15 protein-coding genes and 1 pseudogene are annotated in these 18,081 nt (G+C 63.0%); 5 read left to right on the top strand and 11 right to left on the bottom strand.

What is annotated here, in order from left to right:
- The first annotated feature begins 86 nt into the window (after positions 1-86).
- Positions 87-1,364, top strand: coding sequence for an IS66 family transposase (tnpC, locus tag DK389_RS07995; RefSeq protein WP_109888666.1), 1,278 nt, complete (start codon positions 87-89; stop codon positions 1,362-1,364).
- A 99-nt stretch (positions 1,365-1,463) separates the two neighbouring features.
- Positions 1,464-1,811: a 4-fold beta flower protein gene (locus DK389_RS35545; protein WP_418292017.1), complete on the top strand. Its 348-nt coding sequence runs from the start codon at positions 1,464-1,466 to the stop codon at positions 1,809-1,811.
- A 416-nt stretch (positions 1,812-2,227) separates the two neighbouring features.
- Here DK389_RS35545 and DK389_RS07990 read toward each other — a convergent pair whose 3' ends face one another.
- The 4 genes from DK389_RS07990 to DK389_RS07975 all read right to left on the bottom strand — a co-directional run bounded on the left by DK389_RS07990 (position 2,228) and on the right by DK389_RS07975 (position 7,859).
- Positions 2,228-3,073 (bottom strand): universal stress protein, encoded by an 846-nt coding sequence (locus tag DK389_RS07990; RefSeq protein ID WP_109888664.1) that lies wholly within the window; start codon positions 3,071-3,073, stop codon positions 2,228-2,230.
- 57 nt (positions 3,074-3,130) lie between these two features.
- Complete coding sequence (locus DK389_RS07985; protein WP_109888662.1) at positions 3,131-3,349, bottom strand: hypothetical protein; 219 nt, start codon at positions 3,347-3,349, stop codon at positions 3,131-3,133.
- 1,694 nt (positions 3,350-5,043) lie between these two features.
- The gene (locus tag DK389_RS07980; protein WP_109888660.1) at positions 5,044-7,434 is read right to left on the bottom strand and encodes a caspase family protein; all 2,391 of its coding nucleotides are present in this window, start codon (positions 7,432-7,434) and stop codon (positions 5,044-5,046) included.
- 143 nt (positions 7,435-7,577) lie between these two features.
- Complete coding sequence (locus DK389_RS07975; protein ID WP_236960730.1) at positions 7,578-7,859, bottom strand: DUF72 domain-containing protein; 282 nt, start codon at positions 7,857-7,859, stop codon at positions 7,578-7,580.
- Between the two features lie 155 nt (positions 7,860-8,014).
- Between DK389_RS07975 and DK389_RS07970 the strand changes: the two genes are divergently transcribed.
- Positions 8,015-9,223 (top strand): IS256 family transposase, encoded by a 1,209-nt coding sequence (locus DK389_RS07970; protein WP_109896011.1) that lies wholly within the window; start codon positions 8,015-8,017, stop codon positions 9,221-9,223.
- Here the strand turns inward: DK389_RS07970 and DK389_RS07965 are convergent.
- The 7 genes and pseudogenes from DK389_RS07965 to DK389_RS35540 form a co-directional block, all read right to left on the bottom strand.
- Positions 9,139-9,786: a DUF72 domain-containing protein gene (locus DK389_RS07965; RefSeq protein WP_109888657.1), complete on the bottom strand. Its 648-nt coding sequence runs from the start codon at positions 9,784-9,786 to the stop codon at positions 9,139-9,141. The genes DK389_RS07970 and DK389_RS07965 overlap by 85 nt on opposite strands.
- Positions 9,787-11,066: 1,280 nt before the next feature.
- On the bottom strand, positions 11,067-11,801 hold the full coding sequence (locus DK389_RS07955; protein WP_162560555.1) for a DUF7986 domain-containing protein: 735 nt from the start codon (positions 11,799-11,801) through the stop codon (positions 11,067-11,069).
- Between the two features lie 358 nt (positions 11,802-12,159).
- Complete coding sequence (locus tag DK389_RS07945) at positions 12,160-12,372, bottom strand: DUF6494 family protein (RefSeq protein WP_109888653.1); 213 nt, start codon at positions 12,370-12,372, stop codon at positions 12,160-12,162.
- A 562-nt stretch (positions 12,373-12,934) separates the two neighbouring features.
- On the bottom strand, positions 12,935-13,858 hold the full coding sequence (locus DK389_RS07940; protein ID WP_109888651.1) for a hypothetical protein: 924 nt from the start codon (positions 13,856-13,858) through the stop codon (positions 12,935-12,937).
- Positions 13,859-14,081: 223 nt separating this feature from the next.
- Positions 14,082-14,564 (bottom strand): hypothetical protein, encoded by a 483-nt coding sequence (locus DK389_RS32155; protein ID WP_162560554.1) that lies wholly within the window; start codon positions 14,562-14,564, stop codon positions 14,082-14,084.
- Positions 14,565-14,894: 330 nt separating this feature from the next.
- Positions 14,895-15,878: an integrase gene (locus DK389_RS07935; protein WP_194075174.1), complete on the bottom strand. Its 984-nt coding sequence runs from the start codon at positions 15,876-15,878 to the stop codon at positions 14,895-14,897.
- Positions 15,879-16,392: 514 nt separating this feature from the next.
- A pseudogene (locus DK389_RS35540) lies at positions 16,393-16,605 on the bottom strand (DUF6894 family protein); the annotation flags it as partial.
- Positions 16,606-17,068: 463 nt separating this feature from the next.
- Here DK389_RS35540 and DK389_RS32150 point away from each other — a divergent pair.
- Together DK389_RS32150 and DK389_RS32145 are read left to right on the top strand one after the other, a co-directional pair.
- A complete protein-coding gene (locus tag DK389_RS32150) occupies positions 17,069-17,449 on the top strand; it encodes a hypothetical protein (RefSeq protein ID WP_162560553.1) in 381 nt (126 codons plus the stop codon).
- Between the two features lie 50 nt (positions 17,450-17,499).
- The gene (locus tag DK389_RS32145; RefSeq protein ID WP_162560552.1) at positions 17,500-18,030 is read left to right on the top strand and encodes an SRA domain-containing endonuclease; all 531 of its coding nucleotides are present in this window, start codon (positions 17,500-17,502) and stop codon (positions 18,028-18,030) included.
- Positions 18,031-18,081 lie beyond the last annotated feature (51 nt).

Below are 18,081 nucleotides of genomic sequence, written 5' to 3'. Positions count from 1 at the left end.
TGAGCGCCAGGTTCGAAGGACGTGCGGCGGCGCGGGGGTCGTGCGGGGGCCTTGTGCGGGGCCGGTTTGGCTGATTCGTTCGTGGGATGGGCCGCAGCGATCTCGAACGTCTGAGCCGGGAAGAACTGATCGAGCTGGTGCTGCGGCTGCAGCGCCCGCAGAAGACCTCGCGCACCTCCTCAAAGCCGCCGTCCACCGACCGCAAGGAGCGGCGGGAGCAGGCCAAGCCCGGCGGAGCCAAGCCCGGTCACGAGGGCCATAGCCGTGTGCTGAGCGAGGATCCCGACGCGGTCGTCGATCATCGTCCGGATCGGTGCGCGTGCTGCGGCGGCGCCTTGCACGGGGACCTTCCCGCCGAGGTCGTGAGCGTGTCCGAGCGGATCGAGTTGCCCGCCGTGGCGCCGGTGGTGACCCGGCATCGGCGGCTGGCCGTGCAGTGCCCGTCCTGCGGGGGGCGCGGCGTCGCGCCGGTGCCGCAGGCCGCGCGGGGCACGCCGTTTGGTCCGCGGCTGCACGCGGTGGCGACGTATCTGAAGACCTTCCAGGCTCTGTCCTACGAGCGGCTGCAGGCGGCGCTGTCGGATCTGTTCGGCCTGACGCTCAGTCAGGGCGGGCTGATGAACCTGCTCCGCCGCGCGCAGGCGCGCTTTCGGCCCGGCCGCGAGGCCGCCGTCGCAAAGCTGCGCCGTGCCGAGGTCGTCGCCTCGGACGAGACCGGGGTGCGCATCGAGGGCTCGAACTCCTATCACTGGGTCTTCCACTCGACGGACGCGGTGGTGCACACAGCCTCGCCGACGCGCGGCGCCGTCGTGGTGCGGGAGATGATGGACGGGCACCGGCCCGCGGTCTGGATCTCCGACCGCTACACCGCTCAGCAGGGTCATGGCGTCCGCCACCAGACCTGCCTGGCGCATCTCGCCCGCGACGTGGCCTACGCCGTCGAGGTGAGCGCCGATCCGGTGCCACTGCGCCTCCAGTTCTGGCTGCAGGCCGTGTTCGCCCTGGCCGAGCGCGTCACCGATCTGGCCGCCTCGACGCTCGCGGCCAAACGGCGGGCGCTGGAGCGGCGGCTTTCCGACATCCTGTCCGCCCCGAGCCGCTGTGACCTGACCTACGAACTGCAGGCCAGGATTGGTCGGGCCCGCGATCAACTCCTGGTCTTCCTCGATCATCCCGGCACGGTCGCGGTCACAAACAACGGCTGCGAGCGCCTGCTCCGTCCCGCCGTCGTGCAACGGAAGATGACCAATGGCTACCGTGCGATGTGGGCCGCTACCGGCGAGGCCGACATCCGCACCGTCGTCGACACCGCCCGCCTCTCCGGCGCCAGCCCGTTCGCGACGATCCTCGCCACCGTCGCCTGAACGGCGCCCCCATCAGAGGCGTGGGTAATTACCTGCCGGACGCATAGTAGCATCTATGTCCACGGGTTCGCTGCAAGCAAAGCGCAGGACTGAGGAGCGATGATCGAATTTTTCGATGACCAGGGCAGAGCTACTGCCTTTTGCGACGGGCGGACTATCTATCTCTGGGAGGGACGCGCGGTAGCCTACCTTCTCGATGACAGAGTATTTTCATTCTCCGGCCGCTTCATTGGCTGGCTCACAGATGGCTGGATTATCGACGGACAGGGTCATTGCCTGCTGTTCGAGTCTGATGCCATTCGCGGTCCAGGAAAGCCGTCGCGCAAAGGCGGCTCCTTAAAAGCCACCCCTCAATCCGCGCCACTCAGAAGCTCACGGCAAGCAGTTCCCGCGCGTCCCCCTGGGTCCGCAGAGTGGTCCGACTCAACATTCACTGACTTGCTGTGAAACCTGTTCGAAGCCGTCACGCTCGGCGATCAAGTGCCCCGCAAAGTTTGTGCGTTCGGTGCACACGAAGCGATGCGCGCAGGAAGGCCGAGTAGTTCTCCGCCTCATCAAGACTGAGACCAAACGCAACCGGTCTATCTCCTCGGAAGACTGCGTGAGTGCCGTTTCTTTCCGGCTTCACCATGATCTTCAACATGATGCCTCCTCCCGAGCTGCGCCCGCTGGGCAAGGTTTCCGGCCAGGACGCAGAAGGACGCTGCTCGCAAGCGCCTGACCGCTTAACCGCCCAACTGGGCATCTGGTTCGTTCCAGTGTCCAACTGGCCAGAGGCCTCGATGTCCATCAGAAGCAAGCCGACCTCTGTGAGACTTTGGTTTCGTTCCGCCTCCTTGCGAGGTGCGCTCGGGAGCTCAACGTCAGTGCGCCATGAGCACCGGCAGCTTCGCGTGATGAAGGATGTGGCTGGTTGCACCACCGAAGAACATCTGCCGCAATCGGCTCTGCGTGTAGGCACCCTTGACCAAGAGATCGCAGCCCAGCGCTCCTGCTTCCATCAGGAAGACTTGGCCTGAGGTGAGCTCGGTTTCTGCTACCGTTCGGCCTCGCGCCGGGACGCCTTCCTCCTTCAGGGCACTCGCAAGCTCGCGTGCGGATGGACCGGGGACCCTGCTGCCTTCGACCTCCACAACGATTACCCGCTTCGCTTGGCGGAGAAGTGGCATGGCAAGTGCGGTCGCGCGCGCTGTCTCCGTCGAGCCGTTCCAGGCAATCAGGATTCTCTCGCCCAGGGTCGTCGGAGGGTGTGGTGGGCTGAGTAAGAGGGGCCGGCCACTCTCAAACAGAATGGCCTCGAAGCTTGCCATACCCAGGCTGGCTTTGCTCACTGCAGGGCGTCCGACCACGGTCGCACTGAACAACCGTGCACGCTGGCTCAGGGCGTAATCGCCCATCAGCGGGCCCGACTGCCATCGATAGCGCGGCCCGGCATTTGACCTAACCTCTTCGCTGATGCCGCGCGCGTCCATTGCCGCCGCGAACGTCGCTCTGAGGGAGAGCTCTTCTGCCTGCAGCCGCTCAGCCCAACTCGCCTCCTGACCACCTGGCCACGACGTATCTCCACTAAAGTTCACTTGGTCCGCGAGAGCAGGAAGAACGCACGCACCTAGGACGAGACTGTCGAAGTGCTTTGCGGCGAGGAACGCAGTCGCCACAATAGCCTCAAGCCCTTCACTTCCTACAACTGGGACGAACAACGTCTTCATCGCGCATATCGGAAGTTGTCCGCCTCTCGGGCGAGGTGGGCTGTCTTGCTGCGCTTCCTAGCGGCTGGGGTAGAGCTGATTGATCGCTACGCAGATGGCTTCGAGGAGCGCTGGATCCGTGGGATATAGATCAGTCGCCAAAATCGTGTGGCCCCGGGTGTCCTCGATCGAGTCTCTCTTCGCGCTGAGATGCCAGGGCCGCGGGTGTTTGCTGATGGCCGCCCAATACTGCTGGGTGCTGCCGGTGCTCATCGAGTAGCCGTTCATGTTGCTCATGGCCGACCTCCCTTCGACAGAGTCCAGATGACCCGGTCTGACTCACTTGTGAAACTATACCAGATACGGCGGTTGGGGTCCGAGCGTTCCGCGCTACTTGTCTCCTCTGGCTGGATGTTTGAGACTTCGGCTTCCTCGATGCGCGAGTCCTACCGTGTGGCGCAGCTGGAGGACTATGAAGCACACGCCGATGAATGACTTTACTGGTCAGGCTTCGTCCTCTCGCTACCCGGTGTCACGTCAGCATCGGCCGCCCCCATACCAATGCCGGTTCCCATTTTGTCAGCGCCAGGAGTTTGGCGGGATCCAGCTCCCCGTCCGGTAGGTAGCCCTTGCGAATCCTCGATCTTCTCGCTGTTATTTACCGGATTGCTGGGCTGGTTCATTTCGTCCCCAGCTTGGCTCGCAAGTATAGTTTGAGTCAGCCCGGCGCTGGAGAGCGCCAGGATGACGAAGGTGGTTTTGAGAATGGCTCGGAGGTGCACGGCAGAAGCCTCGATCACGCCTCGGTGCTAAGGCAACGTTCTTGCTCGCCAATGAGTTCGGCACCCAGGTTCCGCGGTCCGTTGCGGCCCTTTTGCGCCGGCAAAACGCAATTTGGCGCCCTCAAGCGACCGGGGATTGCCTAACCTATTGTAGTGATTGAAGGCACTTGTCGCGTTGCAGAGCAGGGTCCTCCGCCTTCGGAGGGCAACGCTCTATCCAGCTGAGCTACGGGTGCTGACCGTGGCGGATTCACTAGCCGATGCGGGGCGGGGGCGCAACGGGGCGCGGCAGGGTTTGCGCTCAAAGGGAAATCCGCGCCGCCCTCGTCAGGCAAAGGGTCACACGTTCGAATCCTGTCGGGTGCGCAGGGTTAGAGAGGGGAGGGCGGTCAGAGCGCCGGCAGTGTGCCCGGATGCGGACGGTGTGCGAGCATAGGGGCCGCTCGTGCGCCGGCAATGTGTGGCCTACAGGTCTGACTTGAGTGGGTCCCCGCGCGGGCGGGGAGGCGACGACGTGATGCGGAAGGTCACCACCTTCAAGGGTTCATCCCCGCGTAGGCGGGGGAGTCTCGGGGTCGCTCTCAAACCCGGCTGTTCGGTAGGGTTCATCCCCGCGTTGGCGAGGAGTCGTCGCCTTGATGAGCTGCCGGCACTCCGGGTCGGGTTCATCCCCGCGTGGGCGGGGGAGCCTGAGTGCAGCGTCCCGTGACTGCACCGTTGGTGGGTTTATCCCCGCGTGAGCGGGGAAGCTCTCGGCCATGTGCGTGACGACGATATCCTCGGGGGTTCATCCCCACTTTGGCGGGGAAGCCTTCATCTGGGTCTCGGAGCCGAACTCGCGGATCGGTAAATCCCCGCGTAGACGGGGAGCCTACTCAAGGTCCTCAGCCGCCTTGGTAGGGTCGGGTTCATCCCCGGATGGGCGGGGGAGCCTCGGCGAACTCGGCTTCACGCGTCGAGGTGAGGGGTTCATCCCCGCGTGGGTGGGGGCGTGACCTTTTCGTTTTTGTGAGTGATCTGGCCGGGTTCATCCCCGCGTGGGCGGGGGAGCCGACTTCGCCGACGTGGCGGCTGGCGAGTGGACGGGTTCATCCCCGCGTGTGCGGGCGAGCCGCGTCGGCTAGCTCGATCTGCGGTTTGATCCAGGGGGCATCCCGGCGTTGGCGGGGGAGCCTTGGCCCCTTCACGGGACATCCAATGCCAGTCGGCTCAGCGACACGCTTGCCCTGGCGGACAATGATGAGGGCCGCCACGCGGTGGCGGCGCAGAAGGTGGGGCGTGCATCGGCTGACGCGCCGCTTGCATAGCTTGGTGTTGTGCCGCTCGCTGCGCGGCCTGCTGCTGAATCATCTGCTGACGCGCGATCTGCATTTGCTGGTGCTGCGCAGCGCGCTGTGCGGATTGTTGCTGCGCCATTTGTTGCTGACGGGCGGCCTGCATCGCCTGCTGGCGTTGCTGGGCCGCTTGGTGCTGCTGCCGCCCGACCTCCATCTCTCGCCGCTGGTTAGCCGCCTGCTGCGCTTGGCGCTGAATCAATTGCTGCTGGCGAGCAACCTGCATGTCCTGCTGGCGCTGTGTCGCGGCCCGGTGGGCCTGCTGAACTTGGGCCTGCCGCTGATGCTCGGCTGCCTGCTGCTCATGCTGTCGGGCAAGTTGCTCCTGGCGGAGTTGGGCTATCCCGGAGCTTTGGCCGGAAGGCTGCATCCTAGGATCTGCAGGCCGGCCGGATTGGTGCGATAGGGGTAAGCCGTTGGCTGCGGGCGGCTGCTGTCCGAGCGGGAGCCGATTCAAGTTCATCGGGTCGTTCGGACCCCGTCCCGGCAGTCCTGATTGGCTCGCCTGCTGTGGCAGGGGCTGACCATTCATCCCAGGCAGCGCCTGCGCTCTGAACGATTGTTCGTGCCCACCTGCACGTCCGACCTGCTGCGGAGCCGGTGCCCCGACTTGCCCATGTCCAGACATGGTCCGTGATCCCGCTTGGCTTATTCCGGGCTGAACCGGACTCGCTGCTGTGGGGATCTGGCTTGGGCTGGCATGCAGCGCAGCCTTCTGTGCCACGGATGGCGGAAGAGCGACGCGCGCGATCGAAGCACCTGCGGCTGCTCCCAGGACCGCGCCGGCTCCCATGGCTGTCGGAGATGCCTGATCCGGCGAACGCAGTGCGTTGCGCGCATGGATCTGCTCGGCCGCCGGCCTGACGTGGATGTTCTGGTAAAGGATGTTGTTGGGCGGCGGCGCGATGTAGGCCGGCGCGTTGACATAAGCCGGCACCGGGACGAAGGCCGGTGTCGGCAATGCATAGACCTCAACCGGCGGTGGCGGAGGTGGCAGGGTCACGATGTAAGTCGGCGGCGGCAGGAAGACCACGGGCGGTGGCGGAGGCGCTGGCAGTTCGTAGATGGGATCGTCGAGGTAAAGAGCACCGCGCTCAACGTAGACGACCTCATCCGGCGGAGGCGGTGGCAGATCGTAGTCAAGCATCGCGAAGCGTGGCGGAGGCTCCAGAGACGCGGCGAGGCGGGTCAAGCGACGTCGGGCATCCCAAGCGTGCGGGCCACGCGGGTAACGGCTCAGATAGGACCAGTAGGCATCGGGCGTATTGGCGAGCCAGGTGCGCCGCCAGGTGACCGCCTCTCGGCGCGCCGCGATGAGGGCCCGCACGCGTCGTGCCATGCCGTCACGTGGAAAGGCCGTGACGAATTCCTGATAGCTCGCCAGGTCATCCCGCTCGAGGCAGATCGCGTAGGCCTGCGAGGGGCTGAGTTCGCGCAGCGGACGCGCTCGCAGTGCCGCAATCTGCTCCGGTCGCACATTGACGGGGGCATCTGAGGCACGCTCGAAGAACATGAAACCGGTCTCAATCCGGGAGACGTGCCAGGGCACCTCTGCCCCTTTGGTCAATTCATCGACACGAAGACGCACGCGCTCGAAGAGCGGACCGGGTTGCAAGCCGCCCTCGCGCATCATCTCAGTGAGCGCGCGCGCATAAGCACCATAAGCCTCAGTCCCGTTGAGGCCGACGGTGCTGGGCGCGGCGTTGTAGGCGATCAGGGTTCCGGGATCCGCTTCTGAGAGCGCGAGGCCGCCAGCGAGCGGATCGCCAGAGGTGACAAAAGGTGTCTTGCGAGAGGCATCCAGCACGACGAAGCGCGCCTTCAGCGGGAGGGCCGCCAGGCTTCTCACGTAATCCGAGATCCGCAATGCACGGACCGCGACGTCTGCGGCGGTGCCAATCCGTGCATCAACGGGTGTGAAGTAGTTCTCGCCCTCGAGCTGCAGGCCATAACCAGCGAGATAGAGGAAGGCGACCGTGCTCGGGCCTGAGGCGGCAGCCTTGTCGACGAACTCGCGCAGAGCGCGTCTCAGCGAATCTTCGTCGAGGTCGCGTGCGCCGACGACGTCGAACCCTGCAGCCTGCAAGGTCTGGGCGACAAGGCCTGCATCATTGGCAGCTGTCGCCAGCGGAGCTGCTGGGTAAGCCGCATTGCCAATGACGAGCGCGATACGCTTCTCCGGTTGCTGTGCCCCTGCGGGCCCAGATGCCAAGGCCAGCGTGAGCAGTGCCGCAAGGGCAATGAGTGTGCGCAGAAATTCGCGCATATTGCAGGCTCCTCCCGGCCTTGCGGCCCGAGCCATGTCAGACTCGGTCTCGTGAACCCGCACTGAACCTGAGCTTTGCGGCGATTTACTGATGGGCGGTCGGCTTCCTCGGCGGAGGGCACTTGCCCACTTTGAACAGAGGGTCACACATCCGAATTTCGTCGAGTGCGCGGAGAAGGCTGGGTGAGATTCGACCCTACGGCGGGTGGACCGGTAACGTGGCCACCATTGTGTCTTCTCAGGCGATCCACGGTCGCGAGCGCGTCACCCGTCGCAGCAAAATCCGCCGTGTTGTCGAAGATGCACCAGGTCGGCATCGCGTCTCTTTTTGCGACTGCGAGCCGCACCGCTATCGCATCGAGCGTGACCGGCTTGTAGGCCGAGTAGTAGATCCGCGGAGATCCGTGCAGACGATAGTAGGTCAAGCCGCACCATCCGCCTGGCTTGCTCGCCTGAGGAACGGGTAGCGTCCACGGACGAGGTGTAATTTCCGGGACCGTTTCGGTGGGGATTGGGGTGGCCATCGGGGCCGGCGGCTAAGGTGGAGTTTGCGGACTTCAACCTGAGCCGGGAGCACCCGATGACCGACGACAGAGTGGCACTGATCGAGGCGCTGCAGAAGGCTGACGACGGCAACTTCCTGCGCTCGTTGGCCGAGACGGTCCTGCAGATCCTGATGGAGGCCGACGTGGAGGGCCTGATCGGCGCGGGCCGCTACGAGCGCACAGGCGAACGCAGCACCTACCGCAACGGCTATCGCGAGCGCAGCCTCGACACACGGCTCGGCTCACTCAACCTGAAGATCCCCAAGCTGCGGACCGGCAGCTACTTCCCCGGCTTCCTGGAGCCGCGCCGCACGGTCGAGAAGGCGCTGGTCGCCGTGATCCAGGAGGCGTGGATCGCCGGCGTCTCGACCCGGCGCGTGGACGACTTGGTGCAGGCCATGGGTCTGTCGGGCATCTCCAAGTCCTCCGTGTCGAAGCTGTGCAAGGAGATCGACGAGCGCGTGAACGCCTTCCTGACGCGCCCTCTCTCGGGTGCGTGGCCCTATCTCTGGCTCGATGCCACCTACCTGAAGGTGCGCGAGGGCGGTCGCATCGTCTCTGTCGCTGCCATAGTCGCCGTCGCGGTGGACACCGAAGGCCGGCGCGAGATCGTCGGCCTGCACATCGGCCCCAGTGAGGCCGAGGTGTTCTGGACCGACTTCCTGCGGAGCTTGGTCAAGCGCGGGCTCTCGGGCGTGCAGCTCGTCATCTCGGATGCCCACGAGGGGCTCAAGGCGGCCATCCGCCGGGTGCTGAAGGCGACCTGGCAACGCTGCCGCGTTCACTGGACCCGGAACGCGCTGGCCTACGTGCCGCGGACCCAGCAGACCATGGTGGCTGCCGGCCTGCGCCACGCCTTCCAGCAGCCCGATCAGGACGCCGCCCGGGCCGCCCTTCAGCACCTGGGCGAGCAACTGCACAACCGCTGGCCGAAGCTGAAGGTCTTCATCGAGGCCACGTGCGAGGACGTGCTGGCCTACCTGACTTTCCCGCTCCAGCATCGGGCCAAGCTTCACAGCACGAACCCGCTGGAACGCCTCAACAAGGAGATCAAGCGGCGCGCCGATGTGGTCGGCATCTTCCCCAACACGGACTCGATCCAACGCCTGATCGGTGCGGTGCTTCTGGAGGCCAACGACGAGTGGCAGCTTCAGCACCGCTATATGCAGATCGAGGGCATGGCCGGGTTTGCTCCGGCGTTGATCGAGGAGAGCGTCACGACACTTCCACCACAGGCTGCCTGACCGATGGCGGCTCCAATTCCACCCCGAAAGTCCACCTCATTGACGGACGTAACCTGAGGAACGGGTGCCGGATCTGCTGCGACCCGGGCGATGCGCAGGTCTGCCAGGACTGCTTCGACGTTGGGCACAAACCAACTCGCGTGCCGAGGCTCGCAGACGATGCTGCCTGGGACGGCACGCCTGAGACGCTGCAAGAACGCGCCGGCGGTCTCTGCATGGAAGGGCAAGCTCGGCGGCAGTTGCAGCAGGAGCGGGCCGAGCTTCGGCCCTAGGCCGGCGACCTCACCGAGGAACTGCGCGAGCGGCTCGTAGGCATTCTCAAGGCGCCGCTCGTGCGTGATCGTGCGCGGGATCTTCACGGCAAAACGGAACTGGTCGGGCACGGCCGCTGCCCACCGCTCGTAGGTTGAGACACGGTGCGGTCGGTAGAAGGACGTGTTGATCTCTACGGCGTCGAAGCGCTGTGCATATCGCGCGAGATGACTCCCTGACGCCGGAAATTGGTCAGCGTAGGCCTTCGGCACGTTCCAGCCAGCTGTTCCAACAGCGACGACGCTCTGCAACTAGCTCCTCCCAGAACGCGAATTAGATGATGCGCACCGGCAGGCGAAGAACAGCCTGCCGGCCAAGCGGCGCAGGGGTATACTTGCGCCGCACCCCGACATGTTGGTCATCACGAGGGGTGCGCGAGCATCTTTCCTCTCGATAGAAATGTAGCATGTGCGCTGCGAGTGTGGCCGCGGGTCTGCTTGCCGCTAGCTAGTATGGAGCCACTGCTTCAGGTGCAGGCTGGATCGGCCGCTGCTGGTCTGAACGCGCTGTATTCGGGGCGGAGCGTGGAGCGCTGACGGCCTTTGCTCCTGGAGGCCCTGCTGGTCCCCGAGGGCCGGGCGGACCAGGCGGGCCTGCTGGTCCTCGCGGACCTGCCTTTCCGGGAGGGCCTGGAGTGCCGATTGGACCGGGCTCGCCAGGAGGCCCCGGTGGCCCAGCGGGTCCAGCCTCACCCTGCAATCCTTGCGGCCCTGGTGCTCCCGGCTCGCCTTTCGGCCCAGGTGGTCCCTGCAGTCCGACAGGTCCGGGAGCGCCGTCTGCTCCAGCTGGACCGACTGGCCCTGCCTCGCCAGCAACGCCTTTCTCGCCAGACTGCCCCGCCGATCCAGCCGGGCCTGCAGGTCCGATCTGACCGGGAGAACCCTGGGGCCAGAGGATCCTATAGATCCAGCTGGACCTGCAGGTCCGGACGGGCCTGCGGGTCCAGGGGGTCCCGGAGGGCCGGGTGGCCCTTGTGGACCAGCAACCTCGGTCTGAGGCGCTGCTGCTGTATCGCCCTTGTCGCCCTTGTCGCCCTTGTCGCCCTTCGCTCCCTGCTGACCGCACTCGCCGACGACGGCGCTGCGCTCCTGTCGCGCGGTTCGCAGCGTCACGATGCAGCTGGCGGGATGATAGACGACGCGGAACTCGAAGTTGCCCTTGCTGTCTGTGCGCCTCGGAAACTGGCCGTCGAGTGTGATCTCAGTATCCGGCTCGTCGACTGAGCCCAGCACCCAAAGCTCCCCGGCTGTGATCTTGGCCGCGAGGATCTGCACCTCTGCCAAAGCTGGCGCTGAAGCAATGCAGACGAGCGCTGTGACAAGGCCTCGTGGGCGAACGCGCACTTAGAACTCCAATGGCTGGTAACTTCGCCAGCCTCGCCAACAGCTTGTCAGTTTTCGCGATGCTGTGGAAGCGGCTCGGCATCGCACAGGCGAGTTAGATCGTTGCTGTGGCCGGTAGGGATGGGCACTTGGCCCTGGCAGTTGAGGTGCCAATCCTGGGCCGCTGACAGCATGGCCGGATTGGCGGCTCACGAGCGACGAGTGCGCCGCGTTCCTAGCTTTGAGACTGACGGCTGCGTGAGGATGTCGGACATCATCGCGTCGAGCATGCCCTGCGCGATGCCATCCTCAACGGCGCCCGCGACGGCCGACCGAGCGATATCATCTCCATAGAGCGCCGCAGCCAGAGAGTAGCGAACTGGCAACGGCTGACCGCGTGCTGCTGCCGAGCTGCAAAATGCAGAGGCCTCACCATCCGGCTGCACAACGATGCCAAAGCCGGCATGAAACGGGCCAGCATCGAATACCCGCATGGCGATCACGAGACCCTCGGGCGCAGATGCCTCCAGGTTCTCGTCCATCAGCCAGATGCGCCGATCAGGTGTGAGCAGGTCCTCCAACTTGACACCACCGTTCTCGTGCCAACCAGATACGCGGAAGATTGAGAAGAACGCTGAACTCAGGCGGCGCACAAGGTCTCGGTCGGCCGGATCCAGAGTGTCGGCACGTTTGGTGATGAATCCGTCGATGACACGGCGCCCACGTTGGTTGGGCTCGAACAGAGCGACGTCGCAGAGCATGGCGAAAGTTTCTTCGTCATCGAGTTGTTGCTGGTCGATTAAGTCGAGGTGCTTGCCAGCCCGATCGAAGTCGGACTTCCTGCAATGCTTCACGGCCTCAGCAAGCACTCTCTGGATCGAGGTGCGGATCGGACGGTAGCATGCAAGGACCGCATCGCGGCTCGGTGTTGTTGCCTTGGTCAAGGTTGGCCTCCGAGTTCGAGAGAGGTTCTCGCATGAGTGCCATCCGAGGCAGGCTGCGCGGCAAGTGGCGTATCAACGAAGCCGGCGCGTGGGGCAGCGACTACCTCGATCTCGTCGAGCCTATCTTCATCCCCCGACCAGCCGGGTATCGGTAGCGAGTTTCGCTTCGAGGTGATCGCTGCGTCTCTAAACTGCGCCTCCACTCAGGCCTATGTCGGCTTCGATTTCCACGGCTCCGACGAGGGCACAGAGATCTGGGGCGAAGGCTAGGCTGCGATGGATGGGTCGGATCCGATCCATGGTGAGATCGCGTTTCACGACGGCAACGAGGCGACGTTCAAAATGCGACGCTGGTAAGTCAGCTCAAGCTTCCCTGGCCATCACCCAGGGAGATCTCCCGCTCGACGACATGTTGGAGCGGAACATTCTCGGCCGTGAGCGTCATGCGGAGCTTCAGCGTGCCGCCCTTCACGAGACCCTCGCGCGCCACCCGCTCGATCTCGCGCTGGGAGGTGACGCCGACCTCCTTCAGGAACTTGCGCAATTCGATGTTGAAGCGGTCCTCGTCCATGGTGTCTCCTCCACGTGTGGTCTGATCAGTCGTCAACTCGCAGAGCGGGCGATCAGCGCCACGATCGTATCGGGGCGCATGCCGGCCGTGGTGCCCCCGCGTAGGGCTGGCGAAAGGAGGCCGGCGCTGGATGGCCTCCCAGATTCGCGAGGTTGGCCGCTGGCGGGCATCTTGGCTGTTTCCGCTCAAGGGGAGCCGCAGAAGCTGCTGCCGCTGAGTGACTCTCTGAGGCGATTTTCGTCGGGGACGTCCTGGGGCTCGCCCGAGGGCATCCGCGGCGGCACACTTGGATGCGGAACTCGCGTCGGCCGGGAGCGCGCAGCGCGACCGGTGCCTCGTTGAATGAGGAGACACCCTGCCACGCTGCCGGTGTCCTGCAGGCGAGAGGGCGCAGCCCGCGAGCGGTGGGCCGGAGGGTAGACCACCCAGAGCTCCGAATGTAACGCGTTCCATAGATTAATATACATCTAGAAGAAGATAATTATATTTATGGAACGCGTTACACTTGAGTCACTCCCGGGTAGGGCGGCTCCGGTGCGCTGTGAGGCCTGCCACTTCAACATCATAGGCCGCGGCAGCCCGTTTGGGGTCCCGGGCTGGGAGCGGCTACAGCCTTCTTGGCACGGTATCGTGCGACACGGTCTCGTCCTTGAGCGCGCTTCTCATCATCGCGCGGGCGCTCGGTCCCATACATGGCGACGGTCTGCTCGCGGATCTGGGCTTCTGCCCGACTGCACGCCTCCCGCGCTTGACATGCGATGCAGATCGGCGAGGCTTCTGAGTGCGCGTGAGGCAGGCCGAAGCACGAGGGCCAGAAGGCACTTTCCGGAAGCGGCTCCATCGGTTCCGCGCTCATGTCTGCGCCTTCTCGTCGGACCTGCTCCATCTGGTAGGGGCTGAACTCTGCCTCTGCGTGATCTACCGGAAGCACGCGCTGCTCGAAGCAGGCCCGAGCGATCGCATGGTTTGATGCTAAGCGCGCCTTCAGGTTAGTGACCATCCAGTCTTGGTGCTCGATCTGCGCGGGCAAGCCGCGGAAGCTCTCGAGTCTGTATTGAGGGAGGTAGGAGATCATGGGAAATGAGCTGCATCGCTCCTCCCAGCGTTCCCGCACCACAGCGATATTTCGCTCGTCATAGAGCTGGTTGGGCCGAGGCGGTCGTCGCACACCCCGCCGAAATGCCGCCTCCATAGCTTCGCGAATGAAGAAGTCGTAGGGCAAGCCCAATCCATCGGCGATCTGCCGAGCACCCCAGGTGCCATTGAACTCACGGCCGTTGGACAGTAGGCCTGCTAGAGGGGCCCCTCGCTTCAGGTGGGCTTTCTCAACGTCAAAATGTCTGCCCCACATCTCCCGGTAGATTTCCTGGTAAATGTTGTGGAAGGCTTGCGTAGCTTCGATCGCAGACAAGAAGCGGTAGTCGAACCACTTCTTCGAGCTGACCTCACGCTCATCAACCAGGCGCTCTGCCTCCAGGAAGCTCATGACTTTTAGCAGATCCGCGGACCAAAGTTCTTTGGCTGGTTCCGCAACTGAGTGTGCGGGCAAAGCTCGAGCTTTCGATGATGGCTGCATCTTTGTTCGCGTCAGTAAAGTTGACAGTGGTAGTCTGCTCTTCAGCATTCGAGGCGCTCAGCTTGAATCCAGCGGATGCGGTAGCAAGCGGCGCAGGAAGTTACGTGCTGCTGGCCGAACTGTGCGCGGGCGGCTAATCCCCTTCTGGCTGTGAAATTTTTTTGCTCGAACCGGATTGATCAGCTAGTCGGGCCACAACCTTATCTTCCAAGGCCGACTGGCGAGCATCTGCTGCAGCCGATCGCTGGCGGCTCTTACGCCAAAGCGATACAGCGACAGGTTCGTAGACCGGACGGATCTCTTCGTCGGACCAGTCAAAGGCAGGCATATCGTCCAGGATTGTTCTCGCGGCAATGTCTAATCTGAGTTCCATGATGTATGACATCGCTGAAAGATATATGGTAGTCATCCGGTTGGGTGAATAGTTCCGAATTACTGATGAGGCGTCAATTCTGTGTATGAGGTTCAAGAATCGGCCGAGCCCTCGGTCAAGCGTCTCAACGGACGTTGTGATCTCAGATGCGCCAGGACTCTCATTTTTGATAATGTAGCGCTTTAGATATCGCGCTTCTTCATAGGTAAACACTTTCGCACCTTCGAACGGGTAAGATTTCATTGCCGGCAGCCTATGTGTTGGGATCAACTTTCGCCAGGCGTGAGCGCAAAGCAGGACTGACTTCCAAGCGTGCGCCTGCCACGCCTGGTAAGTGCCGCTGACCGATGAAGCTGCGTTCGCAGCGGGCGTCGCGGGCCCTGCCGTCTGATTTGAGATAGTTAAAGGCGCGCGCCGATGCCGTGAACGCCGCCAAGCGCATGCAAAACGTGCGCATCATGCAGCGGAGGAATTTGACTTTCGGCACCGCAGCCCTAGCGAGCGCGGGGAAATGCAATCAAATTTGATTGTTCGTCCAGCTGCGGCACGAGGGATACTATGGATTGTTTGACCTCATTGCAAGCGCTTGGCGAGGTCAGTCGCGCGCAGGTGCGTGTAGCGCGTGAGCATCCGGAGCTCGCGGTGCCCGGAGATTGATGCGACCTCGGCCACGTTCAGGCCCTTCTCGAACAGCCGCGAGACCGCCTCGTGCCGCAAATCGTGCAGACGCAGATCTTTGAGACCCACACGGCGCATCAGGCGCTCCCACGCGAGCCGCACCGCGTTCGGGGCGGCAGTGAACACGGTAGCGCTCTCGCCGGTCTGGAGGCCTCTGAGCGTCTGTATGGCATGCGAAGAGAGCGGCACGTCCCGGCTCGTTCCGTTCTTCGTCAGCGGTAGGTGCGCCACCCGCTTCTCGAGATCGATGTGCTCCCAACGCAGCGACAGCAGCTCGCCCCGCCGCATGCCGGTCTCGATGGCGAGGATGATCAGCGGGCGCAGATAGCGCACACGGCCGGCATCAGCTGCGGCGAGCAGGATCTGCTCCTCGTTGCCCTCAAGGCGCCGTGTGCGGCCTCGAGGAGGGGAGGGGCGCCGGACGAGCTTGCACGGGTTCTGAGCCAGGTGAATGCCCCACTCGCGCCGGGCGGTGTCGATGGCGTGCGAGATCGTGCTCAACTCCCTGATCGCTGTCGCGGGCCCAACCACCTTCAGGCGCTCATCGCGATAGGCGGCGAGGTCAGCGGTGGAGAGGAGCGCCAACGTGCGGTGGCAGATCGGCCGGCGCAGGAGGGCGTTGATGCGCGAGATCTCCGACACGTGGCTGCGCTTCTTTGGCGACACCTCGTCCCTGTAACGCGTGAGGATTTGCGCCAGGGTGGAGTTCTCGGCCGGACGCGTGTCGGGCAGGGCGCCGTTTCGATCGAGCTCTGCCTCAAGGCTGCGCGCCCAGCGCTCTGCGTCAGCCTTGGTGTCGAAGCTCTTGGAGCGCGGCTGCATGCCCTTGCGGCGCACCGCGGCCTGCCAGCGTCCCCGCAGTTTCCTGATCGTCGCCATCCTGCCTCTGCTTCCTGTAATCCTGTTCAAGCTGGACCATCAGAGGACATCGGTGCAGGGCCGCAAAGGAGTTTTCCCGTCGCTGAGAGGCAGGAGACAAAAATAAAATTCCTGATCGTTTTCCTTGTGCTTCCTTTGAGCTTAATTTGCCTTCGTGCGATTCTCGCATTGAGCTTTCGTTGAGATGATTTGCTCCAGAGTGATGTTGCTTACCGCCTCCTGATGGACATGCTGATTCCCCCCCGAGGATGATCGTTCTCCAGATTTCCTAATGGCTGCAGCAGTTTGTTTGTCGGCATCAGCTGTGGATGCGGCAGGGTGTGCGCGCTGTCAGTTCGGAACCCAAGGAGAAGATCGCGCGTGCGACGCGAGCAGGGCGATTTGTTCGCCGATGCGCCTACTTTCGACTGAGCTGGTGGTGTGCCGATCACCCAAGGACGTGATCTGGACGGTGATGGACCCAGGAAGCAGGGCCTCGGAATAGCTCACGGTCCTCTGGGACCTCCTCTCCTGGTCAGGCTACTTGCGCCTTCGCTTGAATGTCCGCGAAGGCCAGCATCAGGACGCGGCGGACCCTGCCGTCGTGCGCGTCGACCATCCAGCCTGACCACTCGAACTGGCCGCCGCAGCTGGCCATGGCATCGAGTGCCACGCTGACAGCGTGCTTCCAGATCCGTGCCTCGTTCCTGAGCGCGACGCCCTCGAGGTCGAACAGCGCCTCACGCCCATCGGTGCAGTGTGAGTCTCAGGAGCGCCCACGAGGCGCACCAGCCGAATTTCTGCGCGTCTGTGCAGGTTTACGGCTCTTCGAGCTGGCGGCCGCCCTCGAGCCTCCTAGCGGGCCCTCATCGGAATCTCAGGAGGAAAACAATAGGAGCGTGAGAGCAGGACGATCCACTCGCCGGTGACACGATTTAACTAGCTCGCAGTGTATTGGGGCCGCGAAACCGCCAAGCTCGAGCGCCTGCATGCCCCTGCTCTTTAACACTGCGCTCCTCAAGATAAGCCTGAGCTGAGTCTGAATGCGCACGCAGGATGAAGCTTCGGCTCGCATCAAGCCGAAACGCTTTACCTGTGACGTATGTGGGGTAAAGTGGGGTGAGTAAGCCCACTCCACATTCGCGGCAGGCATGTTTAACACTTCCAGCTCTCGCGAGCTCCGGGACGAGCTGACAGAAATCCTGGCTGGCATGGATGAGAACATCCGCTTCGAGAAGGCGCTTCGGGCTCGGCTCGCTGCCGTCATCGCTCTGCTTGAGACCGGCGGGTCAATGGCAGAAGCTCACAGCGTTGTTTGTTCGTCTGCCGATGCTGGGAGCGCTTTGCGGGGGGCTGAATGCCAGGAACGCGATCCATTCAGCGCGATCAGCGCCCCGACCGAACGCGCTGCACTGAGAATCATCGCAGCCGAGCCGTTTATGCCGCTTGATCAAGTTGCTGAGCGAGTCCGCGAGCTTATTCCAGGGGCAAGGACCACCGGACGGAGTATCAGCAGCTATCTTCGCGATGCTCGTCGCGACCCCATAAAGCGACGATTGCTCCCGAAAAACCGCCAGACTGGGCGTGATTGATGCTCGCATCTAAAATAATCTGTTATTGATAGTGGGCTCAGGAGCAGAAAATGACTTGGGATTGTGATCATCAGGGCGAGCGGTTTGTCTACGAAGAAGGCGGAGTTTTTCCTCGCAGTCTTGTGCATGAACGTTTTGGCACACATCCAGGAAAAGGCATCTGGGTCAATAATTCAAGCAAAACGATTGTCGCCTACGATACGGTGACCCGGCTCGAGTGTGGCTATGAAAATCGTCGAGATGGCGACATATTCCTGTATTATGGGATGGGCCCAAAGGGGAATATGGATATAAATGCCCGAGAAAATCAGTCAATAATTAAGAGCCGCCAGTCTGGACACGAGCTTGTCATGTTCAGCGAGATTAATCGCGGTGAAATGATGTTTGTTGGGAAATTCGTATGTCTATTTTACAGGCATGGAGTAAAAGCGTTAGACATCGTTGCGAATGAGCGTGATGCAATAGTCTTTGAATTTACCCCACAATTTGGCATAGAAAAATTTCGGGATCTCTGTCCGCCCCGAAGCTGCTCCGATCCTGCAAAGCGCGGCGGATGGAAACGCATTGCGACACCTCTGTAATTGTAGATCGCTCGCTGAAGCATTGGGCGCCCCTGCTAGTATAAAGATGAT

The organism is Methylobacterium durans, assembly GCF_003173715.1.
GTDB classification, from domain to species: Bacteria; Pseudomonadota; Alphaproteobacteria; order Rhizobiales; family Beijerinckiaceae; genus Methylobacterium; species Methylobacterium durans.
The sequence above is the reverse complement of the archived record's forward strand: the minus strand, read 5'-3'. Positions and strand labels throughout refer to the sequence as shown.

Bases quoted from the DNA above. Each gene is read 5' to 3' on its own strand.
- tnpC (WP_109888666.1), top strand. From the start codon at position 87: ATGGGCCGCAGCGATCTCGAACGTCTGAGCCGGGAAGAACTGATCGAG.
- DK389_RS35545 (WP_418292017.1), top strand. From the start codon at position 1,464: ATGATCGAATTTTTCGATGACCAGGGCAGAGCTACTGCCTTTTGCGAC.
- DK389_RS07990 (WP_109888664.1), bottom strand. From the start codon at position 3,073: ATGAAGACGTTGTTCGTCCCAGTTGTAGGAAGTGAAGGGCTTGAGGCT.
- DK389_RS07985 (WP_109888662.1), bottom strand. From the start codon at position 3,349: ATGAGCAACATGAACGGCTACTCGATGAGCACCGGCAGCACCCAGCAG.
- DK389_RS07980 (WP_109888660.1), bottom strand. From the start codon at position 7,434: ATGCGCGAATTTCTGCGCACACTCATTGCCCTTGCGGCACTGCTCACG.
- DK389_RS07970 (WP_109896011.1), top strand. From the start codon at position 8,015: ATGACCGACGACAGAGTGGCACTGATCGAGGCGCTGCAGAAGGCTGAC.
- DK389_RS07945 (WP_109888653.1), bottom strand. From the start codon at position 12,372: ATGGACGAGGACCGCTTCAACATCGAATTGCGCAAGTTCCTGAAGGAG.
- DK389_RS07940 (WP_109888651.1), bottom strand. From the start codon at position 13,858: ATGAGCTTCCTGGAGGCAGAGCGCCTGGTTGATGAGCGTGAGGTCAGC.
- DK389_RS32155 (WP_162560554.1), bottom strand. From the start codon at position 14,564: ATGAAATCTTACCCGTTCGAAGGTGCGAAAGTGTTTACCTATGAAGAA.
- DK389_RS07935 (WP_194075174.1), bottom strand. From the start codon at position 15,878: ATGGCGACGATCAGGAAACTGCGGGGACGCTGGCAGGCCGCGGTGCGC.
- DK389_RS32150 (WP_162560553.1), top strand. From the start codon at position 17,069: ATGGATGAGAACATCCGCTTCGAGAAGGCGCTTCGGGCTCGGCTCGCT.
- DK389_RS32145 (WP_162560552.1), top strand. From the start codon at position 17,500: ATGACTTGGGATTGTGATCATCAGGGCGAGCGGTTTGTCTACGAAGAA.